This is a genomic window from Streptococcus zalophi (assembly GCF_016481285.1).
In the GTDB taxonomy this organism is placed as follows: Bacteria; Bacillota; Bacilli; order Lactobacillales; family Streptococcaceae; genus Streptococcus; species Streptococcus zalophi.
This window is the reverse complement of the sequence record NZ_JAENBP010000005.1, coordinates 1-18,260: the sequence shown is the minus strand read 5'-3', so window position 1 is coordinate 18,260 and position 18,260 is coordinate 1. Positions and strand designations below refer to the sequence as shown.

The following is an 18,260-nucleotide window of genomic DNA, read 5'->3' as shown; positions in this document are numbered from 1 at the left end:
AGATAAACTAGACTTTTAAGTATTTTATTCTCCTTCAAAAACATCTTTTACTTTATCAAAAAGACCTTTTTTCTTAGGATGAACTTCTTGACCACTAGCCTTAGCAAAGTCTTTCAAGGCTTGTTTTTGCGCATCATTTAATTTGGTAGGTGTGACGACATTAATCGTTACATGTTGATCTCCTTGAGCGCCACCTCTTAATCTTGGTGCCCCTTTGCCTTTTAGACGGAAAATTTTACCTGTCTGAGTACCGGCTGGGATTGCCATATCAACAGATCCATGTACCGTTGGAATCTCAACTGTATCGCCTAAGGCTGCTTGCACAAAATTAATATTTAATGTGTAGTAAATCGTTGATCCTTCTCGTTCGAATTGTTTAGATGGTTTCACATTAACAACAATGTAAAGGTCACCATAAGGGCCTCCGTTAAAGCCTGCTTCTCCTTGACCTTGGAGACGAATTTGTTGGCCGGTTTCAACGCCGGCAGGGACTTTGACAGACACTTTATGAGCTTGTTTTTCATGTCCTGTTCCATGACATGTTTGACAAGGGTCTTTGATTTCTTTACCGGTACCACGACAGACATCACAAGTCACCTGACGACGCATCATACCTAAAGGTGTTTGCGTGTCAACATTGATAACACCTGACCCATGACACTTATGACAGGTTACTGGACTAGTTCCTGGTTTAGCACCTGATCCACTACAAGTATGACAGACCGCTTCTCGATTATAGCGAACCTCTTTTTCGGCACCAAAGACAGCCTCTTCAAAGCTTAAATCAACACGGTATTGTAAATCATCTCCCTGACGTGGTGCATTAGGATTGCGGCTAGCGCCACCACCAAAGAAGCTTGAGAAAATATCCTCAAAGCCACCAAAGCCGGAACTGTCAAAACCGCCAAAGCCAGAGCCACCAAAGCCATTACCGAAACCACCACTAGCACCAGCAGAACCAAATTGATCGTAATTAGCTCTCTTTTGCTCATCGCCCAAGGTTTCATAAGCTTCTTGAACATCCTTGTATTTTTCTTCGGCACCTGGTTCTTTATTAATATCTGGATGATATTTTTTTGATAATTTACGATAGGCTTTCTTGATTTCATCTTGTGAAGCATTCTTTGAAACACCTAATCGATCATAATATTCTGTATTATTCATCTTCTATCCTTTACTATTGAAAAATTTAGACGAAGCGACTGCCTCGTCTAAATTATAATCAGAAATTATTTTTCTGTAAATTCACCATCAACCACATCATCACCTGAGTCAGTTTTTTCTGTAGCGCCAGGGTTTTCTGCACCAGCTTGTGCTTGTTGAGCCGCTGCTGCTTGTTCATACATTTTAACAGCAAGAGCTTGTGCTTTTTCATTTAAAGCTTCAAGCTTAGCTTTCATATCTTCAAGATTTCCTGATTCTTGTGCAGTTTTTAATTCATCAAGAGCTGATTGTGCAGCATCTCTTTCTGTATCAAAGCCTTTTCCTTCAGTTTCTTTAAGTGTTTTTTCTGTTGCAAAGATAGTTTGATCTACATCATTTTTGAGATCAACTTCTTCTTTACGTTTAGCATCTGCTTCTGCGTTAGCTTCAGCATCTTTCATCATTTTTTCAATTTCTTCATCTGTTAAACCACTATTTGATTGGATAACAATAGTTTGTTCTTTTTGAGTACCAAGGTCTTTTGCTTTAACAGAAACAATACCGTTTTTGTCGATATCAAATGTTACCTCAATTTGTGGAATACCACGTGGTGCTGCTGGTATATCTGTCAATTGGAAACGACCAAGTGTTTTGTTATCAGCAGCCATTGGGCGCTCACCTTGAAGAACATGAATATCAACGGCTGGTTGGTTGTCTGCTGCTGTTGAGAAGACTTGAGATTTAGACGTTGGGATAGTGGTGTTGCGATCAATTAATTTAGTAAAGACACCACCCATTGTTTCAATACCAAGTGATAGTGGAGTAACATCAAGAAGGACAACATCTTTCACATCACCAGTAATCACACCACCTTGAATAGCTGCACCCATAGCAACCACTTCATCAGGGTTAACAGATTTGTTTGGTTCTTTACCAGTTTCTTTACGAACAGCTTCAACAACTGCTGGGATACGAGTTGAACCACCAACCAAGATTACTTCATTGATGTCGCTTGCTGAAAGGCCAGCATCTGAAAGGGCTTGACGAACAGGGCCTTTAGTGCGTTCAACAAGATCAAATGTCAACTCATCAAATTTAGCACGTGTTAAAGTCATCTCTAAGTGAAGAGGACCAGCATCTCCGGCTGTGATAAATGGTAAACTGATTTGTGTTGATGTCACACCTGACAAATCTTTCTTAGCTTTTTCAGCAGCATCTTTCAAACGTTGAACAGCCATTTTGTCTTTAGAAAGATCGATACCATTTTCTTTTTTGAATTCTGCAACAAGATGATCGATAATTTTTTGGTCAAAGTCATCCCCACCAAGTTTGTTGTCTCCTGATGTTGCTAATACATCAAAGACACCATCACCAAGTTCAAGGATAGAAACGTCAAATGTTCCACCACCAAGGTCAAAGACAAGCACTTTTTCTTCGTGGTCAGTTTTATCAAGACCATAAGCTAAAGCAGCTGCGGTTGGTTCATTGACAATACGTTCTACTTCAAGACCTGCAATTTTACCAGCATCTTTTGTTGCTTGACGTTGTGCATCATTAAAGTAAGCAGGTACAGTGATAACAGCCTTAGTCACTTTTTCACCAAGATAGTCTTCTGCGTACCCTTTAAGGTATTGAAGAATCATTGCTGAAATTTCTTGTGGAGTGTATTCTTTGCCGTTAGCAGAAACTTTTTCACTTGTTCCCATTTTTGATTTAATGGAAAGAATTGTATCTGGATTAGTCACTGCTTGACGTTTTGCTGCATCACCAACAATGATTTCTCCATTTTTGAATGAGACTACTGATGGTGTTGTGCGATTTCCTTCTGGATTAGCAATAATTTTACTTTCTGACCCTTCAAGAAGAGCAACTGCTGAGTTGGTTGTTCCTAAGTCAATACCGATAATTTTAGACATGTAAGTTACCTCTTTATTTTTATTTTCTTTCTTACTAGTTTTATGACGTTGCGGTCAAAGTGATTTGTTAATAGTCGTTACTACTTAATTATAGACAATAACCATTGCTGGTCTTAATAGCCTATCGTGAAGTTTATAACCTTTTTGGAAAACTTCAGCAATAGTGTCTGCCGGGTGGTCTTCGTCAGCTGGTAAGGTTTGTACAGCCATGTGAAGATTGTGATCAAAGTTTTCTGTTTCAACGACCTCAATTCCCTCTTCTTTAAGCGCTTGTAAAAGACTTTCTTGAACCATCTCAAGCCCTTTTTTGACATCATCTGTTAGTCCTTCAACTTGAAGAGCGCGTTCTAGATTATCAAGACTCGGTAAGATTTTTTTAGCCAAATCTTGTGAACGATAACGTTGCAAAGTTTGGCGTTCTTCATTACTACGACGTTGAATGTTTTGTGTTTCTGCTATAGCTCTTAAGTATTTATTTTCAAAGTCCTCTGCTTTTTCTTGAGCTAATTCTAATTCTGTTTTTTGAGGTTGTTCTTCTACCGTTTTTTCTTGTTCTACAGCTTCATCAATCTCTTTTACTTCCTCTTCTGACTGTTTTTTCTTTTCTTCTTTTTTTGACACGTCCTGCCTCCTTTAGTTAACTTCATAATGATTGCTATTAAGATAGCGGTAATAATCTCCTAGTTTAACAGCTAGGACTTTAGTGACAATTGTTATAATACTAAGCATTTTTTTATAATCCATATCGATTGGACCAATTAAACTCATGGTTGCAAAACCTCGATAAGGGATTAAAAACTTTTGACTAATAATACTAACATTGGCTAGCGCTTTTTCTGAACTATCAGCCACTCGAATACTTGACATTTCTTCTTCTTGCATACTATTTCTAATCTCTAAGGAAACTAATTGAGGATTATCCAAGTATTGGTAAGTGGTCAAATCAGCATACGAGAGTGATGCAACCTTACCTGAGATAAAAATCAATTCTTTAAATAGCTGTTCAAAGATATAATCAAATAAATCAAGGACATTGTCGGTTGTGGTAAAATATTTCTGAATAACCTGAGGAATTTCTGTTCTCAAATTATAATGAATATCTAAGACTGTTTTAGAAACCAATCTTGTTTCAACCAACATCTTAACCGTCTCTAAATCTCTGGCTAAGAAATTTTTCGGAATGGCAAATTGAACTGTTACTGGCTTTGAGTCATCTAAGGTTAATATCGCAAGAGCATCATGACTACTCAACTGAACAATATCAAATGATGTTAAGTGTTGTCTTGTTGGAACAACATCTAAGACAATACCAGTATAGCCAGTCAAATCAGCTAATATCTGAGAAGCTTTCTCAAGAATATCTTCCAGTTTAAAGGCTTCAAAATCAAAGGCTTTTACCACTTGGTAGACATCTTTTTCATCTAGGCTATCAATACGTAAGGAATGTTCCACAAAATACTGAAAACCTGACTTGCTTGGCATTCGCCCACTAGAGGTGTGAGCTTTTTCTAGTAAACCGAGTTGCTCTAGTCTCGCCATGTCATTTCTGATGGTTGCACTGCTAGAAGAAATCGTTTCTTGCAAGGTCTTTGAACCAACTGGCTCATGGGTTTGTGTGAACAACTCGACAATGAGATTTAAAATATCATTTTGACGTGGTGTAATCATAAACCCTCCTTACTAATCACAAATCACTAGTTTCTATTTGCTAGTTTTAGCACTCTAACCTATAGACTGCTAATCTATACTCTCATTATACGCTATTCTAAAAACTTGTCAAGGAAAAAACATAAAAATTTAGCACTCTATTATTTAGAGTGCTAAATTTTTAATTACTAGCAATATCTTCACATTTATTCTGAATCATATCGTGTTAAATCTTCTTCGTCAATCAAGTCAATAATTTTTTCAGCGTATTGCGGATCGCTACTAAAACCTATATCTTGTAGTAGTCTTGCTGTGCTTTGATAATCTTTAGCATTAACTAAGGCAGAATACACATCCTCTCCCCAAAAATCATCTTCTTGGATGATTAACATATAATCATAGACAGATTCTTCCCATGATGGATAAACTTTGAAAGGTTTTTGGGTGTCTTTCCATTCAATGCCATCATATTCTTTGACAAATAGTTTAATGGTTGGTTCCTCTTTTTTTGCCAAAAGACCAAATAAATTGTGGTAATTTCTTGCTAAATAGCTGGTACCATTCTTTGAAGATAGAATAGCTTGAGCGATAACAACTGATGCTCTAATGCCATAGGCCTGTGCCACTTCTTCAATTGTTGGTGCTATTTGTTGAATAAACTGGTCACGACTAATAGTAGGCATGGTCTCTTTATCTGCAAATATCATTTTAGGCTTTGAAAAAACGACATACACACTACCTAGAAAAAATAAGATAACCAAAATAAGAACAATAAATCGTGAGAGTCTTCTTCTCATTAGTTATTTCCTCTTAACCTTTCTACATATTCTTCCAAACTAAGATTGTTTTCCACCATATATTTGGCAGACACAACTCCCACATATCTAAAGTGCCAATCTTCATAACCGATACCAGTAAAAGGTTTTTTCTCTTCATTAAACCGAAGAACAAAACCATAATCTGGCGCCAAAGCAACCACTTGTGCGACAACTCCTGGATCACTTTGGTTGAGTAAATCGACTGTGCTCATATCAATAGCTAAGCCAGTTTGATGCTCACTTGCTCCAGCAGGTTGTGAATATTCTTTAGCAAAATTTTCAGCTTCTTCTCTACTAATACCGCGTTCTGCCATTTCTTGTTCGACATAGCCATTAAACACCTGTTCTTGATAAGCGACACTACGATAACCTGATATCAAATGTTCACTCGGGTCAATAGCTTGAGCTGCTGCTAGAAAGCCTCGAACATTTTCAGCAATGCGTGCATCCACTAAAATACCTGCGACTTCTTCTAATTGTGGATTTAATTCTGGAGTGATATTATCACGGTTAACAAGTACCAATTCCCAATCGTCTGCTGAAACATTAGGAAGATTTGTTGCTTTGTCTTGATTGGTTGTTTCTGATGTTTCTGTTTTAGTCGTTTCTTCTTGTGTTACTTTATCTTTTGGCGTTGTATTGTCTGCTGGTTGTGTTTGATGCCAAAAGAAAGCAAAATAAAGGCCAATAAAGACTATTATGACAACAACAATGGCGATGATTAAGCCTAGAGACGATTTTTTTTGCGCTCTTCTATGACGTCTTTTTTCCATTTTTTGCTCTCAACTCCCTTCCTTTATGACGGTAACTCATATCAGCAACTTTTTCTATCGTAAATTGACCATTTTCATAGCTGACTACTGTCACACTTCCATTATCAATTTCTGTTTTTTCTTGTTGATGATCGATTAACCACATCAAAGTACCAATGGTTAAACCATGACAAACAACGATGGCATTGCCACCGCCTTGACTTTCTAGTTTTTTAGCAATAGCTGTAAAACCATCGATAATACGCTCGCTTAATACTTCCCAAGGTTCTGCCCAATTAGCCGTATCAACCTCAACAATACTTTGTGCCAATTCTTCATAGGAAACATCTTTCAAAGAACGACCATCTTTAAAGGCATCTGTTCGAGGTAAGACTCCATAAAACAGCTCACCATCATAGGCACCATCTAAACTACCAAAGCACCATTCGCGAATTCTTTTATCACGAGAATAAGGCAAATCCTCTTTATCTAGTTCTTCTAAAATAATCGACATCGTTTCTAAAGTTCTACCACTATCACTTGAAAAAGCTTCTTTAAAAGGGATAGCTGCAGCTTTTAAACCAACTCCAAGTTCTCTTATTCCTTCTATCCCAGTTTCTGTAAGTGGTGTATCACTCCATCCTTGCGCTCTTCCTAAGGTATTAAACATGGTTTTACCATGACGAGCAATATACAAACGTACTTTTTCCATTACTTTACCTCAAACCTTATTTTCTTCTATTATATCAAAAATAAAAAAGACATAAAAGATTGGAGCCTATGAGTCTCAATCTTTTATGTCTTAATTTTTAAAACTATGAATAGGAGCAGGAATTTGCCCTCCTCTTTGAATAAATGTAGCACTAGAATGATGATTAACTTTCATAACAGGTGCTGACCCAAGTAAACCACCAAAGGTAATCATGTCGCCTTCTTTACCCTTTGGAATAATACGCACAGCTGTTGTTTTATGATTAATAACCCCAATGGCTGCTTCATCAGCAATCATGGCAGCAATTGTTTCATAAGGAGTGTCTTCAGGAATGGCAACCATATCAAGACCAACCGAACAAATCGCTGTCATGGCTTCTAATTTTTCAAGATTTAAAGAACCACTTTTAACAGCCTCTATCATCCCTTCATCTTCTGAGACGGGAATAAAGGCACCTGACAGACCCCCGACTTGGTTACAAGCCATGACGCCACCTTTTTTCACCTGGTCATTTAAAAGAGCAAGGGCTGCTGTTGTACCATGTGTCCCTACAGCTTCGAGCCCCATTTCCTCAAGAACTCTTGCCACTGAATCACCTATTTTAGGTGTTGGGGCTAAGCTAAGATCTACAATACCAAACTTTACCCCTAAACGCTCACTAGCCATTTGACCAACTAATTGCCCAATCCTTGTAATTTTAAAAGCTGTCTTTTTAACAGTTTCAGCGACAACATCAAAGCTTTCACCTCTAACTTTTTCTAAAGCACGTTTAACGACTCCAGGTCCTGAGACACCAACATTAATCACAACATCTGCCTCACCAACACCATGAAAAGCTCCTGCCATAAAAGGATTATCTTCTACAGCGTTAGCAAAGACAACCAATTTAGCTGCTCCTAGATCAGATAATTGAGCTGTTTCCTTAATAATTCGTCCCATATCACTCACAGCTGTCATATTAATACCTGATTTGCTACTACCAATATTAACGGATGCGCAGACTTTATTTGTAGCTGCTAAAGCTCTAGGAATTGAGTTGATGAGTATTTCATCACCTTTTTGATAACCCTTTTGAACTAAAGCAGAAAAACCACCAATAAAATCAATGCCAATTGTTTCTGCTGCTCTATCTAGCGCATGAGCTAAAGGAAGATAATCTTCACTATCAGTAGCAGCACCAATGATGGCTATTGGCGTCACACTGACACGTTTATTAACAATTGGAATGCCCAATTCATTTGAAATCTCTTCTCCAGTTGCCACTAATCTACCAGCTTTGTTAACAATTTTTTGGTAAATCTTTTCAGCAGCCTTGTTGATATCAGAATCAATACAATCTAATAATGAGATTCCCATTGTGATGGTTCTGATATCAAAGTTTTGTTCATCAATCATTTCAATTGTTTCTAAAACTTGCCTTAAATCCATACTTATCCCCTTAACTCTTATAAATGATGCATTGATTCAAAAATTGTCGTACTTTGAATTTTAATAGAAACATTAATTTCTTTCCCATAGTCACTCAATTCTTGGCGTAACAATGCAAAATCCATTTGTTTTGAACTGGATACCACCATCATCATTGTAAAAAAATCATCTAAAACGGTCTGAGAAATGTCATCAATATTTAAATTTAAATCAGCTATTTTAGTAGCTACTTTAGCCACAATACCTGTCCTATCCTTACCAATAACTGTAACAATTGCTTTCATCTTTTTCTCCTTGTAAATCATTGCAACATCTTATGAATGGGTAGCTAAATTTACTATCCTTATAATGTATTCATTTTATCATAGCTTTACCTAAAAAAATAGCTTTTTAGAGATTAGCACTCATATTGAAGTAGCCTGAAATAATTATTAGTAGTTTTCTCATTTTATAAAGATGATATTTAAAAAGTAAGAAAATCTTTTTTTATCACAAATAATTGATTTAAATCTCATCGTTTAATCACTCTATAGTATGTTACACACCACGGATTCTCTCCACAAGTTTATTTTTTTATTAATTTTAAACCAAGTAAAAAAATCCAATTTAAAATAAAGATAATAAGTAAGTTTCTAGATAACAAATAATATTCTATTATATCCCCATCAGGTGAAAAAATAGATCTATCATTTAAAATGACATAACCACTAATAAAAGCTGAAGCAATTAATATTACACCAATAATTTTCGCTATATAATCCTTATAATCCTTATCATTTTTCATAACAATACTCCTTATACTTTTGAAAATATTATACACTAAAAAAAACTTAAAAAACATAATTTTTATAATTTTTTTAGTATATCTAAATTATAAGTATATAAATCTGATACATAATACATGATAAGCTATCTTATATACATTTCTAGCGTTTTTATTATAAGTAGTTGCTATTAATAACCCCCCTCTTTGAAACGATGAAAGGCTCTTTCAACTTCTCTTATAATCTGACTATTTTTTTAGTGTTTAGATTATTGAAAAGTCTTCTTATGCTTTAAATATATTTCATTAGCATCAAGTAACTTTTTGTAATAGTCATCATAACTTTTACTAAATTTTCTAATCAACGGTATCGCAATCTCATAGTAGTTATTAGCCAATAGAAATGTTTGTAATTTATCTTGGATATGCTTCATTGGACTATTTTGATACGCTATACTATTTTTAAATGTTTCATACTGTAAGATGGTATCTTCATTTTCATTTAACCACTCTTTAGCATTATTGATTGCTTTAATCTTAGTGTTATTAACTTCTTGCAAACTCTCCATATCAAATACTGAACTAACCTTCTCAATATAAATTTTTTCATCTTTGGTTAATTTAAATGACGGTAACTTGTCTAAGTAGTCTATGTAATTGGAAAAAGCCTCCTCTCCAGATTTTTCTATGGGCTCATTTAAAAAGGGCTGATATGCCGAAAAAAGTAATTGTCCAAAATATCCAGGAAATGCTTTTTCTAATCTTTGGTAAATGGATTCTTCGTTTTCAATTACCTTCAGTTTTTCATTGATAAGCTTTTGATTTGTTCCTTTTATCATCAATTCCAAGACTGTCTTTCTTTTTTCCTCAAGATCTAATTGGTGTTGTTTTTTTCTTAGAATTGATGGTAGAAAACTACTGTTTGTAGATAATAATTCTTTTATTTCAGTAACACTCATTCCTATCTTTCTAAATAATGATATCTTGGTAAGAACAGCTAAATCTTTCTCACTATAATTTCTATAACCATTTTCAAATTTTTGAGGTTTGATTAGTCCCATTTCTTCGTAATATTCAATAGCTTTTCTCGTTAAACCGGTTTTATTTTGAATCTCGTTTCTCAACATGATTCACCACCTCCTTTATTTAAAGGATAACATTGCCCCAAAGGGACAGGTCAAGTTTTATATCTATTATCATATAAAAAAGAGAGGGAGCTCCTCTCTTTCTTTAAATTAAAATTATTTTTTCAAACCATCAATAACGCCTTCTACAGCATCTTTAGCATCTGAAGCTAAATCCTTTGCTTTATCAGCAACATCTGCAGCTACTTCTTTAGCTTTTCCAGCTACTTTTTCAACAGTGCCTTCAGCTTTCATTTTTTTATCACCAGTAACATCTCCAGCAAATTCCTTAACAGAACCTGAAGCTTTTTCAAGAGTACCTTCTAATTTTTCTTTAGACATTTGCAACACCTCTTTTTGTTTATTTAAATAATCATATCTCCTAAAAAATAATAATTATTTAAGTATATTGTAGCATGCTGACACATATTCTTCAAATATTATGCATTCTTTTGTCACCCTAAAATATTTAGAAAACAAGCTAGAAATCCTTTTAATATAAGATTTCTTTTACTTTAAGAATAATCTGTTGGATTAAAAATCAGTCTTAAGACCGATATGATTGTTCTATTTTAGTAGTACAATAGAAATATAAAAAAATAGAAAGAAAAATGTTATGAATGCTAAACACTTTCCAATTATTTCTAACAAACAAGTCATTCAGATAATTACTCTATTAGGACTCTGTTTATCCGTTGCGCTTGCCATTTATATTAAAGTCAATCCTCACCTTTTTGCGATAAATGGTAGTTTTACTCACTTTCTTAGAAACATAGGGTTTTGGGGACCAGTAGGATTTATCCTCATTCAAGTGATTCAAGTCGTTTATCCCGTTATTCCTGGTGGCCTAACTTGTGTAATTGGTCACGCTCTTTTTGGACCACTGTATGGTTTTCTTTATAATTTTATCGGTATTTTTATTGGTTCTATCTTAGCTTTCCTACTAGCTAGACGATTTGGAGATTGTTTTGTAAAAGCTTTTGTGTCTGAGGAAACCTACGATAAGTATATTGCTTATTTGGACAAAGGACACTATTTTGATTACTTTTTGTCGACAGCTTTTATTTTACCGGGCTTCCCAGATGATTTTTTATGTATGGTTGCAGGCCTTAGTAAAATGTCATTGAAGAAATTTACCCTTATCACACTTCTTTCTAAACCTGCCACCTTATATCTTTATACCTATATTGCCTTTGAAGGCATTCAACTCCTTGATAAAGTTGTTTTCTAACGATTGGCCACTATTGAAAAAACCTTCTGAAATCCAGAAGGTTTATTTTGTTGCAGTGATTAAGTGTGTTTTCGGAAAATAAAGGCTAACTTTAGTATATTGATTCTCTTTTGAATCTATAGCCATGTGATAGTCTTCGCCAAATTGTAATTTTAAGCGTTGATCAACATTTTTTAAGCCAACACCACCACGACTTAGTTTGGTTTGACTACTCTCATAAGATGGAGCAGTTGTAGTCATCCCCTTACCATTGTCATAGACGCTAACAACCAGATGCTTGTCTGTTTCAGTCACCGAAATCTTGATCAGCCCAGGACGATTGACTTCTTTAATGCCATGGTAAATCGCATTTTCAACGATGGGCTGTAGAATCAGTTTTGGCAACTGATAATCACTATAAGCCTCTATTGAAGAAATCTCATAGGACAGTTTATCACCGTAACGTTGTTTTTGAATGAAAAGGTATTGTTTAACATGTTCTAACTCATCTTTTAAGGCAATTTTTTCATTGCCTTTATTTAAGGCAAGTCTGAAATACTTGGCTAATGATTTGGTAGTTTCAACAACCTTCTCACTGTCATTAAATTCTGCCATCCAAACAATGGTATCAAGCGTATTATAGAGAAAATGAGGATTGATTTGACTAGCCAATGCCTCTAATTCAAAGCGTCTAATGTCTTGTTCTTTTTCCTTAATAGCCGTCATCAAACTATCAATTCTATCCAGCATATTGTTAAATTGATGAGATAACTGCACTAACTCAGGAGAACCTTTTTCAGTAGCTCTTAGATGGGCATTGCCTTGACCAATTTCTAAAATGATGGCTTGTAGATCACGGATAGGCTGCAACCATAATTTTAAGATAAACCACATGACAAAACCACTAATGATGACCGTTAGTAAGCCAATCCCAACAAATGACAAGAGAATTTGCTGTTGAATCATTTGTAAGGAATCAAGCGATGCCACACCAATGAGTGTCCACTGACTATCAGACACTGGCAGTTGGTAGACAAAATAGTGATTATCTTTGGTATACCCATCTTTTTGTGTGATAAAGGGTGTCATCTCATCCATCTCTTCTTTAGACGAATAGACACTTTTTTGAGGATGGTAGATAAAGTCTTTTTGGTCATTAACAATAAAAGTAAAACCACTAAATCCTAGTTTTAATTGATCTAGATAAGTTTCTAAAGTTTCATAACCAGTATCAAGACGAAGAACACCTAGATTTTCACCCTTGTCATCCACCACTTCCTGAGTGATTGAAATCACCCATTCCTCGTTTGAAACATCGGACATTTTTCTAAACGGCATAAGGACTGGCATTCCATTTTGATGGATGGCTTCTTGGTACCAAGATTCTTTCATCATGTCATCAGAAGTTGCCATCACCAAATCTTCATTTGTGGAAATGGTGTCGCCATTTTTACCGACAAAGATGATTGATACAAAATCCTTGTCCGTCTCTAAAATGGTTTGAAAGAGTTGATTGAGGTCTTCTTTCTTGCGACTATCAGCTTCTAAGGCATAATCTTTTAACTCTTGATTGGTTGCCAAACTATTAGTCGTCTGTTGTAGTTTTTGAAGATAGGTACTAATAAATTGTTACCCTTGATTAAGGGTATCTCTGGTATTTTGTTCAGTTGTTTGACGAATGGCTGATGAACTGGTTTGGTAGTAAAGACCACCAACAGTGACAAGCAAGACAAAAACAATAATAAAAACATAAATCACTAATTGCACTAATAGTGGGTAGCGTTTCATTACTGTTCTCCTTTTTTAAATTGACTTGGCGTGACACCAACAATCTGCTTGAACCGTTGTGAAAAGTAGTTCATGTCCTCAAAACCCACTTGTTCAGCAATTTCATAAATTTTTAAATGCGTTGTTAATAAAAGCCGTTTGGCTTTTTTTAGGCGCTCTTGAATCAAATAGTCTTGAAAACTCATCCCCAAGTCTTTTTTGATTAAGACACTTAGATAATTTGGACTAAAAGACAGCTGTTTGGCAAGGGATTTAAGAGACAAATTCACATCAGATAGTTGGTCTTGAATCAATTGCTCGATTTCTGATTGTGGTGATTGTTCCATAAGGCTTTCCAGTTGCGTCTTTTTTTTAGCCTGTTCTATTTTTGGAATGATTTGATGAAGAATCTGAAGCACATCTTCTTTTGAGAAGGGTTTTAAGAGATAATCATCAGCTCCAAGTTTTAAGGCAGATAAGGCATAATCAAAATCATCATAACCTGTTAAAAAGACAATGTGAGTCTGGGGTGAGTTTTCTTTGATGAGTTGAGCTAATTGAATCCCGTTCATGACAGGCATATTAATATCTGTCAGGATAATATCATAGTGTTTCTCTTCAAAGAGTTGCCAGGCTTCTTGGCCATTTTCTGCCTCATCAACACAAGTAATAGATAGTTTTTCAAAATCAACTAAAGAACGAATACCACGTCTTACTAGAGGTTCATCTTCAACAATTAATAATGAATACACATCTGACTCCTTATCCATTAATCAACATACTCAAGGAGATAACCATAACCTTGGCTTTCCATTTCAGCTTTTGGAATGAATTTGACTGATAAGCTGTTGATACAATATCTGAGACCACCTGCTTCTTTTGGACCATCAGTAAAGACATGTCCTAAATGAGAGTCTCCCACACGACTACGTGCTTCAATTCTTTCCATGTTAAAGCTGGTATCTTTTTCATAGTCAACCACATCAGGACTAATTGGACGGCTAAAGCTTGGCCAACCACAACCTGACTCAAATTTATCTTTAGATGAAAAGAGAGGTTCTCCAGTAGCAATATCAACATAAATGCCTGGCTCAAAATTATCCCAGTAACGATTTGAAAAAGCTCTTTCTGTCGCATTTTTTTGAGTGACATCATATTCTTCTGGAGTGAGTTTTTCTTTTAATTCAGCATCACTAGGTTTTTGATATTGGCTATCATCAATGACAGGATAAGAGGCTTGATTAACATTGATATGGCAGTAACCACCTGGATTTTTCTTTAGATAATCTTGGTGATACTCTTCAGCTAACACATAATGTTTTAATGGCTTTTTTTCAACCACAATCGGCTTGTCATATTTTTGTCCTTGTTGTTCAAAGACTTGATCGATCACCTGAACATCTGATGGATCGGTATAGTAAACACCAGTACGGTATTGTGTCCCACGGTCATTACCTTGTTTGTTAAGGCTGGTTGGGTCAATAATTCTAAAATAATGAAGGAGAATTTCTTTTAAAGAAATGGTATCGGCATCATAGGTCACGTGAACTGTTTCGGCGTGTCCTGTTTGGGAAACCAATTCATATTGAGTGGTGTCGCTTTTACCATTGGCATAGCCAGAAGTGGCATCGAGCACCCCGTCAACACGTGAAAAGTACTCTTCGACACCCCAGAAACAACCACCTGCTAAATAAATGTCTTTTTGATTTGTTGCTGTCATTTTTTTACCTTTCTTTTCTTTTGTGTCATCATTATTAGAATGATTCACAACAGTCTTTTTAATGTTCTCAATTGAGGATTGGAGGTCATCTGATTTTTTCCAAAAAACCAAATCACTAAACCTAGTAGTATGAGACCACTCACAGCCATTAGGATGATTTTAAATTTGTTATCCATATTGTCCTCCTTATCATTATACCATTACTTTATTTCTTTTAAGGTTTTTTCAATATCACTTTTTTCCATAAATCCGATATGTGTTTTGACTAAAACACCATCACTTCCAATAAAAGCTGATGTTGGATAGGAACGAACACCGTAAGCTTTTAGTAGCTCGCCATCATTATCCAGTAAAACTGGCAGTTGATCATAACCTAATCCTTGGTACCATTTTTTAAATTCACTTTGCGTTTTTTCACCATTATGAGTTGGGGCTACAACTGATAACACAACATAATCGTCATCAGCCATCTCAGAGAGTTCAACAGTATCTTCTAAAGTCGCTAAACAAATAGAACACCATGAGGCCCAGAATTTAAGATAGACTTTTTTACCCTTATAATCTGAAAGATGATAGGTTTTTCCATCAACACCTGTTAGAGTGAAATCATAAGCCATCTCACCATCATTCATTGTTGCCATATCATCTGAATCCTTCATTTCTGAGTCTTTCATTTCAGTGTCTGAGTCCTTGGCCATCTCGTCTTTTTTAGTCATATTGCTAGTTGTTTTAGCCTCTTTAGGCATATTTTCTTGAGTCGTGTTTGAACATGCACCAAGAAGGCCTAAACAAACAAGACCTGTTGTTAATAATGTGATTTTTTTCATTGTTTTTCTCCTTTTATAAAGATGATTCAAAGAATGCTGCAAGAGCACCTAGTTGCCCAGTCATTAATAGAATTCCCATTAAAATAATTAAGGCACCGCCAATTTTTTTCATTGTGCTTAGATAAGGTTTTAGACGGTTAAAATGTTTAAGCATAGATGTTGAGGCCAGTGCCATCAACAAGAACGGTAAAGCCATCCCCAAAGTATAAGCAAGCATCAAAAAGCCACCTTGAACCGCACCACTTCCACCAGAAGCAGCAATCGCTAATACCGAGCTAAGAACTGGTCCAACACAAGGTGTCCAACCAAAACTAAAGGTAATCCCTAGTAAGAAGGCACCATAAATATCGTTTCTTTTTTTGGCGGGGTTAAACGCAATACTTTTTTGCATTTGTAGTTTCTTAATAGTAATGATGTCCATTTGGTGAATACCAAGAATGATAACGATAGTGCCTAGCACGTAACGGAACCAATCGGCATATAAAACAGCTCCTAAAAAGCCCGCACCATATCCTAGGATTAGAAAAATAGTTGATAGTCCAGCAATAAACGAGAGGGTTTTAATGAGGCCATGCCAATAGACCTTCCTCCCTAAAATAGTGATGGTTCTCTCGTCATCTGAATCCAATAAAATACCGACATAAACCGGAAGTAGTGGAAAAATACAGGGTGAGAAAAATGATAATACTCCGGCTAGGAAAACCGAAATTAAAAATATAATCGTTTCCATACTGTCTCCTTTCTTTCGTTACCTTTAGTATAGTCTTCTTGTAAAGAATAAAATAGGAAGATTCTGATGGAAAAACTTGAATTTGATACGATAATGAAAAAAAATAAAAAGAAATTGAATTGTCAAAAACCTTAATATTATAGCTTTTTAAGAGGTTTTTATGTTTATTTTCAATATTTGAAGCTTTTTGGTATACATTGCTCCTCATTCGTGTTAGTATAAGAGAGTAGAGTTTCAAGAGTTATATTTGTGGTAACATATTTTTTCTCAAGAGTTTACAAATAATAGGAGAGGAAGTATGTTCAATGACACAAGGTACAGTAAAATGGTTTAACGCTGAAAAAGGCTTCGGTTTTATCAGCACTGAAGAAAGTGGCGATGTTTTCGCACATTTCTCAGCCATTCAAACAGATGGTTTTAAAACCATGGATGAAGGCCAAAAAGTAACATTTGATATTGAAGAAGGCGCACGCGGACTTCAAGCAGCAAATATTACATTAAGCTAAAAAATCGTCTCCCTTTGGGAGACTTTTTTGTTACTTGATTTAACAATAAAAGCCCTAGCAAATTGCTAGAGCTTTTCAGCTTTTAATGATTTTTTCTTTTTAAGAATTGATTAAATAAGATTGACCAGCCAACCAAGAAACTACCAATAATTGTAATAAATTGTCGATTATCTCCTGTTTTAGGGAGAGTCTTTGAAGTGGATTTAGAAGTTTCTTTTTGGTTATTTTTTAATACTTCATTATTGTTAATAGTAGCTTCTGGCAAGTCATAACCTGGGGCAGTAGCTGGTACCCTAGTTTCTGGTACAAAGTCCGAGACTGGTAGGTCATGGCTTGGAGCTTTGTCTGGTACTCTAGTTTCTGGTACAAAATCTGAAACTGGTAAGTCATAGCTTGGAGCAGTATCTGGTACCTTGGTGTCTGCTTTAAAGTCTGAAACTGGTAAGTCATAACTTGGAGCTTTGTCTGGTATTCTAGTTTCTGGTACAAAGTCTGAAATTGGTAAATCATAACTTGGGGCAGTATCTGGTACCTTGGTTTCTGCTTTAAAGTCCGAGACTGGTAAGTCATAACTTGGAGCAGTATCTGGTACCCTAGTTTCTGGTACAAAATCTGAAACCGGTAAGTCATAACTTGGAGCAGTGCTTGGAATCTTAAACTGACCTGGTACTATGATAGTAGCCATTGGACCTACTTCGCCAAAGGTATTAGTGATATAGGCTGTTACAGTGGCTCCCGGTTTAACTTCTAACATTTGACCATTATCTAGAAGAGATTGTGTTACCTCATAATCTTTACCGTCAATGGTTAACATATCACCAACTGCTGTACCTGTAGGTACTTTAACAGTTACGGTCACAGTGCCATCTGAGCCTACTTCGTCTTGACTGTAAACACCATCAACTCCCGGATCTTCATGGGTCAGTGTTGGTGCTTCTGGTACTGGCGCTAGAGTATAGGTTTTGGTTGCTACAATTGTTCCTTGATTACCAACTGCATTAGTTGCGAGTATAGAAGCATCAATGATTTTATCGCTATCTGCTACTAAATCAGAACCTTTAACGGCGATACTAAAGTTGCCTTTATCATCCACTTGACCTTGGTAATAAACATCATTGATAGTAAGAGAAATGTAATCACCTGCCATAAATACGCCACTAGCTTGACCAGTAATCACAATATCTGCTTGAGCTTCTT

The 18,260-nt window shown here is 35.7% G+C and carries 19 protein-coding genes and 2 pseudogenes; 2 read left to right on the top strand and 19 right to left on the bottom strand.

Features of this window, described 5'->3' with window-relative positions; translation table 11 throughout:
- Window positions 1-24: 24 nt before the first annotated feature.
- From dnaJ to JHK64_RS04705, 12 genes are all read right to left on the bottom strand, one after another.
- On the bottom strand, window positions 25-1,164 hold the full coding sequence (gene dnaJ / locus JHK64_RS04760) for a molecular chaperone DnaJ (protein WP_199567861.1): 1,140 nt from the start codon (window positions 1,162-1,164) through the stop codon (window positions 25-27).
- 65 nt (window positions 1,165-1,229) lie between these two features.
- Window positions 1,230-3,059: a molecular chaperone DnaK gene (dnaK, locus tag JHK64_RS04755; RefSeq protein ID WP_199567860.1), complete on the bottom strand. Its 1,830-nt coding sequence runs from the start codon at window positions 3,057-3,059 to the stop codon at window positions 1,230-1,232.
- A gap of 84 nt (window positions 3,060-3,143) precedes the next feature.
- Window positions 3,144-3,680, bottom strand: a complete 537-nt coding sequence (gene grpE, locus JHK64_RS04750; protein WP_199567859.1) for a nucleotide exchange factor GrpE — start codon at window positions 3,678-3,680, stop codon at window positions 3,144-3,146.
- 12 nt (window positions 3,681-3,692) lie between these two features.
- Window positions 3,693-4,727 carry a heat-inducible transcriptional repressor HrcA gene (hrcA, locus tag JHK64_RS04745; protein WP_199567858.1) on the bottom strand — a complete coding sequence of 345 codons (1,035 nt, stop codon included), beginning with the start codon at window positions 4,725-4,727 and terminating at the stop codon, window positions 3,693-3,695.
- A gap of 185 nt (window positions 4,728-4,912) precedes the next feature.
- Window positions 4,913-5,503, bottom strand: coding sequence for a glycoside hydrolase family 73 protein (locus JHK64_RS04740; protein ID WP_199567857.1), 591 nt, complete (start codon window positions 5,501-5,503; stop codon window positions 4,913-4,915).
- Complete coding sequence (locus tag JHK64_RS04735) at window positions 5,503-6,297, bottom strand: M15 family metallopeptidase (RefSeq protein WP_199567856.1); 795 nt, start codon at window positions 6,295-6,297, stop codon at window positions 5,503-5,505. The genes JHK64_RS04740 and JHK64_RS04735 overlap by 1 nt, the downstream gene beginning before the upstream one ends.
- Window positions 6,278-6,988: a histidine phosphatase family protein gene (locus JHK64_RS04730; protein WP_199567855.1), complete on the bottom strand. Its 711-nt coding sequence runs from the start codon at window positions 6,986-6,988 to the stop codon at window positions 6,278-6,280. Before JHK64_RS04730 ends, JHK64_RS04735 begins: the two co-directional genes overlap by 20 nt.
- Window positions 6,989-7,078: 90 nt before the next feature.
- Window positions 7,079-8,416, bottom strand: coding sequence for a PFL family protein (locus tag JHK64_RS04725; protein WP_199567854.1), 1,338 nt, complete (start codon window positions 8,414-8,416; stop codon window positions 7,079-7,081).
- A 17-nt stretch (window positions 8,417-8,433) separates the two neighbouring features.
- Complete coding sequence (locus JHK64_RS04720; protein ID WP_199567853.1) at window positions 8,434-8,700, bottom strand: ACT domain-containing protein; 267 nt, start codon at window positions 8,698-8,700, stop codon at window positions 8,434-8,436.
- 281 nt (window positions 8,701-8,981) lie between these two features.
- The gene (locus JHK64_RS04715; protein ID WP_199567852.1) at window positions 8,982-9,200 is read right to left on the bottom strand and encodes a hypothetical protein; all 219 of its coding nucleotides are present in this window, start codon (window positions 9,198-9,200) and stop codon (window positions 8,982-8,984) included.
- A gap of 248 nt (window positions 9,201-9,448) precedes the next feature.
- Window positions 9,449-10,306: a MerR family transcriptional regulator gene (locus tag JHK64_RS04710; RefSeq protein ID WP_199567851.1), complete on the bottom strand. Its 858-nt coding sequence runs from the start codon at window positions 10,304-10,306 to the stop codon at window positions 9,449-9,451.
- 114 nt (window positions 10,307-10,420) lie between these two features.
- Window positions 10,421-10,645 carry a CsbD family protein gene (locus tag JHK64_RS04705; protein ID WP_199567850.1) on the bottom strand — a complete coding sequence of 75 codons (225 nt, stop codon included), beginning with the start codon at window positions 10,643-10,645 and terminating at the stop codon, window positions 10,421-10,423.
- Window positions 10,646-10,919: 274 nt separating this feature from the next.
- Here JHK64_RS04705 and JHK64_RS04700 point away from each other — a divergent pair, with 274 nt between their 5' ends.
- Complete coding sequence (locus JHK64_RS04700; protein ID WP_199567849.1) at window positions 10,920-11,534, top strand: TVP38/TMEM64 family protein; 615 nt, start codon at window positions 10,920-10,922, stop codon at window positions 11,532-11,534.
- 42 nt (window positions 11,535-11,576) lie between these two features.
- Here the strand turns inward: JHK64_RS04700 and JHK64_RS04695 are convergent.
- The 6 genes and pseudogenes from JHK64_RS04695 to ccdA2 all read right to left on the bottom strand — a co-directional run bounded on the left by JHK64_RS04695 (window position 11,577) and on the right by ccdA2 (window position 16,557).
- Window positions 11,577-13,301 (bottom strand): annotated as a pseudogene (locus JHK64_RS04695) (cache domain-containing sensor histidine kinase).
- Window positions 13,301-14,032, bottom strand: coding sequence for a response regulator transcription factor (locus tag JHK64_RS04690; RefSeq protein WP_199567848.1), 732 nt, complete (start codon window positions 14,030-14,032; stop codon window positions 13,301-13,303). Before JHK64_RS04690 ends, JHK64_RS04695 begins: the two are co-directional and overlap by 1 nt.
- 17 nt (window positions 14,033-14,049) lie before the next feature.
- A pseudogene (gene msrB, locus JHK64_RS04685) lies at window positions 14,050-14,979 on the bottom strand (peptide-methionine (R)-S-oxide reductase MsrB); the annotation flags it as partial.
- A gap of 65 nt (window positions 14,980-15,044) precedes the next feature.
- On the bottom strand, window positions 15,045-15,176 hold the full coding sequence (locus JHK64_RS07585) for a hypothetical protein (protein WP_425507305.1): 132 nt from the start codon (window positions 15,174-15,176) through the stop codon (window positions 15,045-15,047).
- A gap of 24 nt (window positions 15,177-15,200) precedes the next feature.
- Complete coding sequence (locus JHK64_RS04680) at window positions 15,201-15,827, bottom strand: TlpA disulfide reductase family protein (RefSeq protein ID WP_199567847.1); 627 nt, start codon at window positions 15,825-15,827, stop codon at window positions 15,201-15,203.
- A 13-nt stretch (window positions 15,828-15,840) separates the two neighbouring features.
- Window positions 15,841-16,557 (bottom strand): thiol-disulfide oxidoreductase-associated membrane protein CcdA2, encoded by a 717-nt coding sequence (ccdA2, locus tag JHK64_RS04675; protein WP_199567846.1) that lies wholly within the window; start codon window positions 16,555-16,557, stop codon window positions 15,841-15,843.
- Window positions 16,558-16,862: 305 nt separating this feature from the next.
- On the opposite strand from ccdA2, the gene JHK64_RS04670 reads away from it, so the two are divergent.
- Complete coding sequence (locus JHK64_RS04670) at window positions 16,863-17,063, top strand: cold-shock protein (RefSeq protein WP_018370365.1); 201 nt, start codon at window positions 16,863-16,865, stop codon at window positions 17,061-17,063.
- A gap of 82 nt (window positions 17,064-17,145) precedes the next feature.
- On the opposite strand, the gene JHK64_RS04665 is transcribed toward JHK64_RS04670, so the two are convergent.
- A partial coding sequence (locus JHK64_RS04665; protein ID WP_199567845.1) for a hypothetical protein occupies window positions 17,146-18,260 on the bottom strand: 1,115 nt, incomplete at its 5' end.